The sequence below is a fragment of the Stappia sp. TSB10GB4 genome (assembly GCF_900185745.1).
Taxonomy (GTDB): Bacteria; Pseudomonadota; Alphaproteobacteria; order Rhizobiales; family Stappiaceae; genus Stappia.
In genome coordinates, this window is record NZ_FYAV01000029.1 from 1 (window position 1) to 11,484 (window position 11,484).

Here is an 11,484-nt window from a genome sequence, read left to right on the forward strand (position 1 = left end):
CCGCAAACCCGCGGGCCGAGGCGAACACGCGCGGATCCGGCGTCTTGATCGTCAACAAGGCCGCGCCCACCGGTCCCACCGAAGGGATCGCCTTAAGCCGCCGGGCGAGGTCGTCGTCGCGCACGAACGCTTCGAGCTCCGCCTCGACCTTTGCAAGCGCCGGCGCCAGCGCGGCATATTGCTCGCCCTGCAGCGCGAACAGCTTGCGGGCGAGCGGCGGCAGGGCGGGGTCGCTCGCCACCTGCTCCAGCAGCGTCTCGATGCGGCACAGCCCCTTGGGCGCGATCAGCCCGAACTCGGCCGCATAGCCGCGGATCGCGTTGGCAACCTGGGTGCGCGCCCGGATCAGGCTGGCGCGCACGCCCATCAGCATCAGCCGGGCCTGTTGCTCGGGGCTCTTCTCCGGCACGAAGCGCATGCCAGGACGCCCGCCCGCCTCGCACAGTCCGGCCGCGTCGGCCGCGTCGTTCTTGTTGCGCCCGACATAGGGCTTGGCGCGGTGCGGCGCGATCAGCCGGGGCTCGTGGCCCCAGCTTCGCAGCCGGCGCGCCAGGTGGTGGGCGCCGGTGCAGGCCTCGATCACCACCCGCGCCGGCGGCAAGGCCGTGAAGAACGCTTCAAGCTGGCCGCGCCGCAGTTGCCTGCGCAGCACCGTCGTGCCGGCCGCGTCAACCCCGTGAAGCTGGAAGAGATGCTTGGACGTGTCCATGCCGATGCGCGTAATCTCGTTCATTGGGCGGCTCCTTCGATGTGTTGGGACCATCATCTTGGCGCAAAACGGCGCCGGATGGGGGCCGTCCACCCCAACGGAACCGGCGAGCCACGGCGGTGGCGGATTCTCGCGGACGGGCTGCCGACAGGCCCTCGGCTCGCCGATCCCGGCTCGGCGCTGCGCGCCGTCCGGGAGGACGAAAGGAAGGGACGGCGCCCGACACGCCCGCTTTCAGTTGAAGGCGCGCCGGCCGCCGGGGTGCCGCATCGTCCGGTAGTTGTAGACGTCCTGCGCCACGGTCTTGCTGTTGATGCCGAGCCAGTCGCATCTGAGCCGCAGGAACCTGCCATAGGCCTTGGGGCCGATGCCGGTCTCCTTCATCAGCAGCGCGACGGCCCCGCCAGCCTGCGAAGCGAAGGTGTCGCGCACTGTCGAGTCGCGCAAGGACAGGTGGCGGGACACCAGCCAGATGATCCCCGCCATGTCCTTGCGTTCGATCAGCGTCAGGAAGATGCTCTCGAAGCTCAGCTCGCCCGAGGCGATCTGGATGTGGATCTCGTGACGCGACAATTGCTCGCCCGCGACCTCCAGGCCGGCATCCCGGTCGTCGGCAATGGCCCGCTCCGCCAGCCGGCCGAGTTGCTGCGGATCATCGAGCGCCCGCTCCAGGTCGTCCGGCATCAAGGGGCAGTCGGTCTGCGAGATCATCCGCATGTCGTCGCGGAAGCCGTCGTCCAGGGCGCAGCGTTGGGCCAGCGCCCAGAGCAGCCGCTGGTCGCTGCCCGACAGGATCAGGATCGCGAGCAGCGCTCTTACGGCGAATTCGGCGCCGCGATTGTGCAGCAGGGCGTTGATCACCGGGAACGTGCCGCGGGCGATCAGCGTGTCGACGATGTCCTTGGGGACATGGAGGCGGCGGGCGATCGCCAGCCGGTGGCGGTTCGACCTCGTGCGGGACACTTCGAGCAGCTTGTCCGCGCTGACCACCGGCGAGTGTTCCAGCACCGGCTCGCTGACGTCGAAGGGCTCCTCGGTCAGGCGGTCGGCAAGCGGCTGGGTGATGCGGGCCGTGCGGGCGAGGCGGACGACGATGTCGAGGCGGACCGAATGGTCGAGCTGGTCGAAGACGTCGAGCACGAGGCCTGAAAAGAGCTGGCGCTCGGCTTCCGTCGGCTCCCGCTCCAGCTTGTCGGCATATTGGGCGCTGAGCAGGCGCACGAGTTCGGAGCGCGCCGAAGGCTCGCGTGTCCTTGCCAGTTGCTCCAGCCGGTCACGGATCATGCGCCCCGTCCATTGCCACAATGTGCCCCCGAGCGAAGAGATACAGACAATCGGCCGCAGGTCCAAGGGAGAAGGACAAAGGGCGAAGGACAAAGGGCAGGCTGCCGTTAGCTGAACAGCGACTGCTTCTCGCCGGGGGACAGGCGGTCGAGCGGGTCGTCGCTCTCGCCGCTGTCCAGGATCGCCCGTTTCGGCGCCGGCCGGGCCGGCTGCGGGTCCGGAGTTTCGAACTCGGCATCCCAGGCGGCGGCCTCCTCGCTGTCGACCATCACGACATCGTCGAAGTCGTCCACCGGGGCGATGTCTGGCTGCGGCCGGCCGGGCTTTTCGAAAACGTCTGCATCGGCGAAATCGATGTCGTCGAAATCGAGCCCCGCCGAAGGCGCGGCCGTATCGAGGGCGGACCCGCCCGCGTTCTCGTCGGCGGCATCGAACACGTCGGCGCCGGTCTCCGCCGCGTCCGAGGCGAAGAGGGCGTCGATCTCGTCGGCCGAGGCGATGGAGCCGGAGAAGGCCTCGGCCTCTTCCGCTTCGCCGGACGCATCGGCGCCGGCCTCGAGACCGTCGAAGTCCATGTTCGCCTCGCCGCCGAACATCTCGTCGACGGCGTCCTGCGACACGCCCTTGCCCTCGAGCTGCGGTCCGTTCAGCAGATGCGCATCCGGGCGCTTGTCCTCGACGAACTTCGGATCTTCCGCCTGGCTGCCTTCGATGCCCCAGATCGAGACCATGAGATTGATGCGGGACTCCAGATACTGCAGCACCTGGACGATCTTCTGCGTCCGCTGGCCAGTCAGGTCCTGGAACGAGCAGGCCATGAAGATCTCGGTGGCGCGGGCGTCGATGTCGTCGCAGCTCGCCTCGTCCGCGCCGTTCTCGCGCAGCGTCCAGGCGGTCTCCTGGATCGCTTCGGCGGCGGCGAGGATTTCCTGGGTCGCGCTCTCGGTCTTGGTGACGATGGCGTCGAGCTCGTTGGAGGCCTCGATGAAGCGGTTGCCCTCTTCCTGCTCATGCTTGATGTTGGAGATCTCGCGCTTGGTGCGCTCGATCGCTTCCTGCATGTCGGCGATGTCGAGGCGAATCCGGTCGATGCTGGGCACCGTGCGCTCGCGCACCATCACCTTTTCCAGACGGGCGATGGCGTCCAGCACCATCTGGGTTTCCGGCTTCTGGTTGCGGCGGATGTATTCGTCCAGGAACCAGCGGCCGCGATCGGTGTCCGTCAGGGCGGTCAGAAGCGTTTCGTAATCGCTCTCGCGGATCGCGCTCGGCGTGCCCGTGTCAGCCATGACTGTCGTTCCGTGTTCTTGTTCCGCCTCGGCGCCGGATCGCCCGGAGACCGACGTTCATGCTTAATCGCCAAATCCTTAAAATCGGTATAGAAGGCGGGTCCACCCGGATCTCGGACATCCCCCCATGCCTTTAAGCGCCAGGGTTGCGGCCATTTTCGCAGCCTATTTCTTCGGCCTCGGCCTGTTCCTTCCCTTCTTCCCGCTGGTGCTTGCCAGCTCGGGCCTGAGCGCCGGCGAGATCGGTACGCTGCTCGCCGTGCCGATGGTGGTGCGGCTTGCCGCCAACCCGCTGATCGGCGCCATCGTTGATCGCTTCGGCACGCCGGGGCGCGCCATCGCCTTGCTCAGCATCATTGCGGCCATTGCGTTTTCAGGCTTTTTCGTCGCCAAGAGCTTCCTCGCCAGCGCCCTGCTGCTGGTCGCCATCTCCATCGCCTGGTCGCCGCTGATGCCGCTTGGGGATGCGCTTGCGGCGCGGGTGGAGCGTGAGGGCAAGGGCGATTACGGGCGCATGCGGCTGTGGGGCTCGGTCTCCTTCATCGTCGCCAACGTCATCGGCGGGGGGCTGATCGGCGAATGGACCGTGACCGTCGTCGTCGGCGGCATCGTCGCAGGCCTCTTCGCCGCCGGCCTCGCGGCGCTCACCGTGTCGCTGCCGCGAGTCGAGGTGGACGAAAACGAATCGGTGTCGATCGCCTCGCCGGACCTTGCCCTCGCCGAGGTGGTCGACGACGAGGCACCGCCTGCCATTGCCGCCGGCACGCGCCGGCGCGGTCTCGGCGAGCTGTTCCGGGAAGGCACCTTCGTCACGCCCGGCTTCCTGCTGGTGATCCTCGCCGCCGGCTGCGCCCAGGGGAGCCACGCCGCCTATTATGCCTTCAGCGCGCTGCACTGGTCGCAGGCCGGGCTGTCGGGCACCGCCGTCGGCGTCTTCTGGGGCGTCGGGGTGATCACCGAGATCGCGCTGTTCGCGGCCTCCGCGCGCGTTCGCGCGGTCCTCGGCATCAACGGGCTGCTCGCCATCGGCATTGCCGGCGCGGTGCTGCGCTGGCTGCTGTTTCCGCTGGTGGAGGCGCCGCTCTCCATCGTGCTGCTGCAATTGCTGCATGGGCTCAGCTTCGGCGCCACGCATCTGGGCGCCGTCGCCTTCGTCGCGCGGATGGCGCCGCCGCAATGGGCGGGGGCGGCGCAGGGCATCAACTCGATGATCATCGGCGCGGTGACGGCGCTGGCCTCGGCGGTAGCCGGCTATCTCTATGCGCTGGGGGCGATGCCGGCCTTCGCCGCCATGTCGGTCCTTGCCGCGGCCGGCGGTGTCTTCCTGCTGGCGGGGCTGGTGGTCGCGCGCGCGGACGCCAGCTCCCGCTGATCGGCGAGGGGTGCGCGCTCGCCGCTTGGCTGCGCTGTCAGCCCCACAGCTCCGGCCGGGGCGGATGCATCAGGCTGCCGGTGAAGACCAGGCCCGGCTCGCGGTCCTTCGACAGCAGCAGCGGCGCGTCGAGATCGACATAGTCGGCCTCCTGCGCGATCAGCGCGCCCGGCGCCATCGCCAGCGACGTACCCAGCATGCAGCCGATCATCACCTTGAACTTCATCTCCCGCGCCGTGCGGGCAAGGCGCAGCGCCTCGGTCAGCCCGCCGGTCTTGTCGAGCTTGATGTTCACAGCATCGTAGAGCGGGGCGAGGCGGTCGAGGTCGGCGGAGGTGTGCAGGCTCTCGTCGGCGCAGACCGGTATCGGGCGCGGCAGGTGGGCGAGGGCGGCGTCGGCATCGGCGGGCAGCGGCTGCTCGATCAGTTCCACCCCGGCGGCGCGGCAGGCCTCCATGTTGCGTGCGAACAGCGCCTCGCTCCAGGCCTCGTTGGCATCGACGATCAGCCGCGCGTCCGGCGCGGCGGCGCGCACCGCGGCGATGCGCGCGTCGTCGCCCTCGCCGCCGAGCTTGATCTTCAGCAAGGGGCGGTCCTTCGCCTTCGCCGTGTCGGCGGCCATCTTCTCCGGCGTGCCGAGGCTGATGGTGAAGGCCGTCGTCACCGGGCCGAGCGGGCCAAGTCCGGCAAGGGCCGCCGCGCTGGTGCCGGCCTGCTTGGCGGCAAGGTCCCAGAAGGCGCAGTCGACGGCATTGCGCGCCGCGCCCGCCGGCATCGCCTGCTGCAGGCCGGTGCGGTCGAGACCGCGGGCGATCTCGGGCGCCATCCGCTCGATCTCGGCCATCACCCCCTCGACGGTCTCGCCGTAGCGGGCGTAAGGGACGCATTCGCCGCGCCCGCGATGGGCGCCCTGCGTCAGCGTGACGACGACCACATTGGCGTGGGTGCGGCTTCCCCGTGAAATGGTGAAGCCGCCCTCGATCGGCCAGCTATCCGTCGCGACGCCGAGTTCGACCGTCATGGCTGGCCGAACTCGTCGGCGATCCGCGCGACGATGCTGTCGCAGCCGAAGCGCACCGGATCGGTGGCGGGCAGGCCATGGGCCGCCTCGGTGTCGGCGAGCAGCTTGCGGGCCTCGTCCTCGGCAAGCGCGGCGGTGTTGATGCTGATGCCGACGCAGCGGATCTCCGGATTGGTCAGCTTGCCGAGCGCGATGGTCATGTCGATGACCTGCTGGATCGTCGGCAGCGGCGTCTTGACGCCGCGCATGGTGCTGCGGGTCGGCTCGTGGCAGACGACGAAGGCGTCCGGCTGCGAGCCGTGCAGCAGGCCGAGGGTGACGCCGGCGAAGGAGGGATGGAACAGCGAGCCCTGGCCCTCCACCAGATCCCAGTGGCTCTCGTCGGCCGCCGGCGAGATCCACTCGGCCGCGCCCGAGATGAAGTCGGCAACCACCGCGTCGAGCGAGACGCCGCGCCCGGAAATGAACACGCCGGTCTGGCCGGTGGCGCGGAAGTCGGCATCGAAGCCCTTCGCCCGCATCGCCTGTTCCAGCGCCAGCGCGCAGTATTTCTTGCCGACGGAGCAGTCGGTGCCGACGGTCAGCAGCCGCTTGCCGCTGCGCTTGCTGCCCTTGCCGGTGTCGAAGCGGATGTCGGAATGGCGCACGTCGAACAGCTTGCGGCCGTTGCGCTCGGCCGCCTCGCGGATCTCCGGGACGGCGCGCAGGCGCATATGCAGGCCGCTGGCAACGTCCATCCCGGCATCGAGGGCGGCGACGATGGAGGCCACCCAATGCGCGGGCAGCACGCCGCCGGCATTCACCGCGCCGATCACCATGGTGCGGGCGCCGGCCGCAGCCGCTTCCTGCGGAGACATCTCCGGCAGTTTCGCATCCGCCTTGCACCCGTCCAGCCGGTGCTGGCCCAGGCACCAGTCGCGGCGCCAGTCGACGATGCCGAGCCCGGTTTTCGCGGCCAGCGCGTCGGGAACGTCGCCGAGGAACAGCAGGTAAGGATGGGCAATTTCCATCATGGTCTCCTGATAGACGGATGTCCGGACATGGTGCGGCCGGTCAAGTGCGGCCGGTAAGGTGGGGCCTCCCGCCTTTCGGGGCCGGTTGGCTGGACGCTTGCGTTGGCGCCAAGGTATACGTGGACCTCGGGAGGCTCGGCAAGAGGGCGCAGTGGCGCGGGGCCGCGCCCCCGGCATCAACGGTTCGCCGCGCAGCTTTGCCGCAGCGCGCAAGCTGGCGGCGACACGGAACGGGACGACGGCTGGCATGACGCTTGAGGCAGCGCAGGAGATACCGCGCATCTCGCTCGAGGAGAAGGACGGCGTCCTTCTCCTGGTGCTCGCCGGGCCGTGGACGATCCATCACAGCGATGCGATGGAACAGGCGCTGGCCGGCATCGGGATGCCTGGCGCGGGGCGCATCCATATCGACCTTGCACAGCTTCGCCGGCTCGATACCGCCGGCGCCTGGCTCATCCACAGGCTGCGGGGCGACCTGGAGTTCCACGGCGCGCGCGTCAGCCTGCAGGGCGTGCGACCCTCCTTCGCTGCGCTGATCTCCGAGATCGAGCAGCACCATCCGCCGCCCTGGGCGCCGGTGCGGCACAAATTGTCGGTCTTCAGTGTTCTGGAGACGACGGGGCGCGAGGTCGTCGGCATCGGACGGGACGCGCTCGCCATTCTGCACATCGTCGGCTCGCTGGTCAGCGTGCTGTCCGGCGTGCTGGTGCGGCCGCGCTGCCTGCGGCTCGTCTCGATCGCCACCCAGTTCGATCGCGCGTGCATCGGCGCGGTGCCGATCGTCATGCTGATGAGCTTCCTGATCGGGGCGATCATTGCCCAGCAGGGCGGCTTCTATCTGCGCCAGTTCGGCGCCGAGGTCTATGTCGTCGACCTGTCCGGCGTTCTGGTGCTGCGCGAGATCGGCGTGATTCTGACGGCGATCATGGTCGCGGGGCGGTCCGGCTCGGCCTTTACTGCCGAGATCGGCTCGATGAAGATGCGCGAGGAAATCGACGCGCTGCATGTCATCGGCCTGCGGGTCACGGAAGTGCTGATCTTGCCGCGGCTGTTCGCGCTGATCCTGGCCCTGCCGATCCTCACCTTCCTGTCGAACCTCGCCGCCCTGTTCGGCGCCGGGCTGGTGTCCTGGCTCTATCTCGACATGGCGCCGCGGGTCTTCATCAACCTGATGCAGCAGGCGGTGACCGTCGACACGTTGCTGGTGGGCATCGTCAAGGCGCCCTTCATGGCCCTGATCATCGGCCTCGTCGCCTGCGTCGAAGGCATGAAGGTCTCGGGCTCGGCCGAGTCGCTCGGCCATCACACGACGATGTCCGTGGTGAAGGCGATCTTCATGGTGATCGTCGTCGACGGCCTCTTCGCCATCTTCTTTTCCTCGATCGGGATCTGAATGTCCTCCGACACCGCTCTTTCGCCCCGTGAGGCAGACGATCAGTCCCCGCAGGACCAGGAGATCATCCTGCGGGTTCGCGGGGTCACCGTCGGTTTCGGCTCGACGGTGGTGCTGAAGGATCTCGATCTCGATGTCCGCACCCGCGAGATTCTCGGCTTCGTCGGCGGATCGGGCACCGGCAAGTCGGTCTTGATGCGGGCGATCCTCGGCCTGACGCCGAAGCGGGCCGGCTCCATCGAGGTGTTCGGCGTCGATCTCGACAAGGCCTCGCCGGACGAGCGGCAGGCGGTGGAGCGCCGCTGGGGCGTGCTGTTCCAGCAGGGCGCCCTGTTCTCCTCGCTCACCGTGCGCCAGAACATCCAGGTGCCGATGCGCGAGCACATGCGCATGTCGCAGCGGCTGATGGACGAACTGGCGCTGCTCAAGCTGGAAATGGTCGGCCTGCCGCGCAGCGCGGCGGACAAGTTCCCCTCGGAGCTCTCCGGCGGCATGATCAAGCGGGCGAGCCTTGCCCGCTCGCTGGCGCTCGATCCGGACCTCGTGTTTCTCGACGAGCCGACGTCGGGGCTGGACCCGATCGGCGCCGCCGCTTTCGACGATCTGGTGCGCGCGCTTCGTGATACGCTCGGCCTGACCGTCTATATGGTCACGCACGATCTCGACAGCCTGCATTCCATTTGCGACCGCGTCGCGGTATTAGGAGAAAAGAGGGTGCTCAAGGCGGGAACGGTTGCCGAACTGATGGCATTCGACAACGCCTGGGTTCAGTCTTATTTCAACGGCGAGCGGGCGTTGCGGCGGGTATAGGCAGGAACAGCGAAAGCATGGAAACCCGCGCGAATTATATTGCCATCGGCGCCTTCGTCTTTGCGACGATGATCATCGGATTCGTTTTCATCTATTGGCTCGGTAGCCGGGCGGAAGGCCCGCGCGCGGTGCCGGTGAAGGTCGTCTTCCACGGCGCCGTCACCGGCCTGTCGGTCGGCGGGTCGGTCAATTTCAACGGCATCAAGGTCGGCGATGTCGGCGAGCTCGGCTTCGACGCCAAGGACCCGCGCGTGGTGATCGCGACGATCCGCGTCAGCCCGTCGACGCCGCTGCGCCGGGACGTCAAGGCGACGCTCGGTTTCCAGACCCTGTCGGGCATTGCCTATGTCGACCTGTCGGGCGGGTCGACCAGCGCGCCGCTGCTGCTCGATCCCGATGCGGACGAGCCGCCGGTGATCTATGCCGAGCGCTCCGCCTTCGAGGATATCGTCGAGGGCGCAAGGGACATTCTCAGCCGCGCCGAGACGACGCTGGCCTCGCTCGAGCGGGTGGTGAACGACAACCGCGAGGAAGTGAACAAGATCATCGTCAACGCGCGGGTCTTCACGGATGCGCTGGCGAACAATGCCGACGGCGTCGACACGTTCATGGCCAGCGTTGCCAGCACCGGCGAGGCCCTGCAGAGCCTGTCCGGCCGTCTTGAAGGGCTGGTCGACAGCGCCACCGCGGTGGTCAATGCCGTGCCGCCGGACCGGGTCACCCAGATCGTCACCGATGCGGCCGAGATCACATCGAAGGCGGCGCAGGCGGCGGACGGCTTCAGCGGGCTCGTCGCCAATGCGGAGACCGCGGCGCAGGACCTGCAGAAATTCGCCGCCGGCCTCACCGACAGCCTGGCTCAGGTCGATGCGGTGATCGCGACGGTGCGGCCCGAGGCCGTGTCGCGGATCGTCGAGGGGGCGTCCTCCTTCGCCACGATGCTGCAGGAGCGGTCGGCGGACATCGACCGGCTGGTGCTCTCCTCGGCGCGGACGATGGAGAACCTCGAAGAGGTCAGCACGGTGGTCGCCGAGGGCAAGGACGATATCCGCCAGGTCCTCGCCGATACGCGCGTCCTCGGCACGCAGCTCGTCGAGACCGTCGATCGCCTCGACAAGGTGGTGGCCGCCGTCGATCCGCAGCAGATCGCCAGCGTCGTCGCCTCGGTCGAGCGGTTCTCCGGCAGGCTGGCGGAGAAGACCGAGACCGTGACGGCGGCGATCGACAGGGCCGGCGAGGCGGTCGCCAATGTCAACGAGTTCAGCCAGAGCCTGAAGGGACGCGGGCCGGAGATCGACCAGATCCTGCGCGATGCGCAGGAGCTTGCGTCGAAGCTCAACGAGACCGGAACCCGCATCCAGAGCGTCGTCGAGAAGGTCGATGCGATGGTCGAGGGCGACGGCGAAGGCCTGATCGCCGAGGCGACGCAGGCGGCGGCCTCGATCCGCAAAGTCGCCGACGTGCTCGCCGAGCGGGTCGGGCCGATCGCCAGCGGGCTGGAGCGGTTCACCGTGCGGGGATCGAGCGATTTCTCCAATGCCATGGCCCAGCTCAGCCGCACGCTGGTGGAGATCCAGCGCACCGTCTCCGATCTCAACCGGGATCCGCAGCGCGTGATCTTCGGCGGGCCGGACAGGCCCACCTTCGGGGGGGCGCAGCGTCGATGACATGGAAGTTGGGGGTGGGTGTGGGTGAACGGGCCGGCCTGAGGGGCCTTCTTTCCGCCGGGGCGATCGGCATGGCGCTGCTGCTCGGCGGCTGCGGCACGGCGAGCACCCCGGATGCCTATTACGGGCTGACGGCGCCGGCTGTTTCCGAGCGCGCGCCGTCGGCGCGCGGCGGCGGCATCCAGGTGCTGGTCGCGGCGCCGCGCGCCCTGCAGGCGCTCGACACCTCGTCCATCGCCGTCGTCGACCGGGGGCCGGTCTATACCTATTTCCCCAAGGCCGCCTGGACCGATACCCTGCCTAAGGTGGTCCAGGCCAAGATCGTCCAGACGCTGGAGAACACGCGCGGCCTGCGCGGCGTCGGCCTGCCGGGCGAGGGGCTGCTGATCGACTATCAGTTGCAGACGGACCTGAGGTCCTTCCAGTTGCAGATCGACGGCCAGACCCGGGCGGTGGTCGAGGTGATGGCGCGGCTGGTCAACGACCGCAACGGCCGCACCAAGGCCAGCCGCATCTTCCGCGCCGAAGTTCCGGCGGCGAGCACCAGCGTGCGCGATGCCGTCGCGGCGATGAACGCGGCGGCGGACAATGTCCTCGGCGAACTCTCCGCCTGGGTGCTGTCCAACGTGTGATCGATTGCCTCGGCCTGGCGTCCCCCCGGGGTCACCCCGCACGAGCATCGCGAGATCCGGGGCCTATTCGTTCCCAGAGCGGCGGCGAGGACACGCCCGCGCGAACCCCGCATCCTCCGGGACGCACCGCCCCTTGACGTCCTCCCGGACGCACCGCCCCCTCGGTTCGTCATCAACTCATATCGTTGAGGTGGTCTCTCGTTCTGGCGTTGAGGATGACGACGATCTTTCGCATGAGGGCTGTGAGGGCGACGATTGGCTTCTTTCCGTTTGCGATCAGCCTGTGGAAGACGG

At 68.5% G+C, this 11,484-nt stretch carries 10 protein-coding genes; 5 read left to right on the forward strand and 5 right to left on the reverse strand.

Going from position 1 to position 11,484, the window contains the following annotated elements; translation table 11 throughout:
- The 3 genes from TSB10GB4_RS04260 to TSB10GB4_RS04270 form a co-directional block, all read right to left on the reverse strand.
- A partial coding sequence (locus tag TSB10GB4_RS04260) for an IS110 family transposase (RefSeq protein ID WP_186394071.1) occupies window positions 1–733 on the reverse strand: 733 nt, incomplete at its 3' end.
- 210 nt (window positions 734–943) lie between these two features.
- Entirely contained in the window at window positions 944–1,993 is a 1,050-nt protein-coding gene (locus tag TSB10GB4_RS04265; RefSeq protein WP_186386165.1) for a DUF2336 domain-containing protein, read from the reverse strand.
- A gap of 107 nt (window positions 1,994–2,100) precedes the next feature.
- Window positions 2,101–3,282: a protein phosphatase CheZ gene (locus TSB10GB4_RS04270; protein ID WP_186394697.1), complete on the reverse strand. Its 1,182-nt coding sequence runs from the start codon at window positions 3,280–3,282 to the stop codon at window positions 2,101–2,103.
- Window positions 3,283–3,409: 127 nt separating this feature from the next.
- Here TSB10GB4_RS04270 and TSB10GB4_RS04275 point away from each other — a divergent pair, with 127 nt between their 5' ends.
- Window positions 3,410–4,654: an MFS transporter gene (locus TSB10GB4_RS04275; RefSeq protein ID WP_186394698.1), complete on the forward strand. Its 1,245-nt coding sequence runs from the start codon at window positions 3,410–3,412 to the stop codon at window positions 4,652–4,654.
- 37 nt (window positions 4,655–4,691) lie between these two features.
- Here the strand turns inward: TSB10GB4_RS04275 and dgcA are convergent, their stop codons facing one another.
- Window positions 4,692–5,675, reverse strand: a complete 984-nt coding sequence (gene dgcA / locus TSB10GB4_RS04280) for an N-acetyl-D-Glu racemase DgcA (protein WP_186394699.1) — start codon at window positions 5,673–5,675, stop codon at window positions 4,692–4,694.
- On the reverse strand, window positions 5,672–6,685 hold the full coding sequence (gene dgcN, locus TSB10GB4_RS04285; RefSeq protein WP_186394700.1) for an N-acetyltransferase DgcN: 1,014 nt from the start codon (window positions 6,683–6,685) through the stop codon (window positions 5,672–5,674). Before dgcN ends, dgcA begins: the two co-directional genes overlap by 4 nt.
- 250 nt (window positions 6,686–6,935) lie before the next feature.
- On the opposite strand from dgcN, the gene TSB10GB4_RS04290 reads away from it, so the two are divergent.
- The 4 genes from TSB10GB4_RS04290 to TSB10GB4_RS04305 are packed head-to-tail and all read left to right on the forward strand — an operon-like array spanning window position 6,936 to window position 11,190.
- Window positions 6,936–8,081, forward strand: coding sequence for an ABC transporter permease (locus TSB10GB4_RS04290; RefSeq protein WP_186394701.1), 1,146 nt, complete (start codon window positions 6,936–6,938; stop codon window positions 8,079–8,081).
- Window positions 8,082–8,891, forward strand: a complete 810-nt coding sequence (locus TSB10GB4_RS04295) for an ABC transporter ATP-binding protein (RefSeq protein ID WP_186386159.1) — start codon at window positions 8,082–8,084, stop codon at window positions 8,889–8,891. It abuts the gene before it with no gap.
- Between the two features lie 17 nt (window positions 8,892–8,908).
- Complete coding sequence (locus TSB10GB4_RS04300; protein WP_186394702.1) at window positions 8,909–10,558, forward strand: MlaD family protein; 1,650 nt, start codon at window positions 8,909–8,911, stop codon at window positions 10,556–10,558.
- A 14-nt stretch (window positions 10,559–10,572) separates the two neighbouring features.
- Complete coding sequence (locus tag TSB10GB4_RS04305; RefSeq protein ID WP_208984431.1) at window positions 10,573–11,190, forward strand: ABC-type transport auxiliary lipoprotein family protein; 618 nt, start codon at window positions 10,573–10,575, stop codon at window positions 11,188–11,190.
- Window positions 11,191–11,484 lie beyond the last annotated feature (294 nt).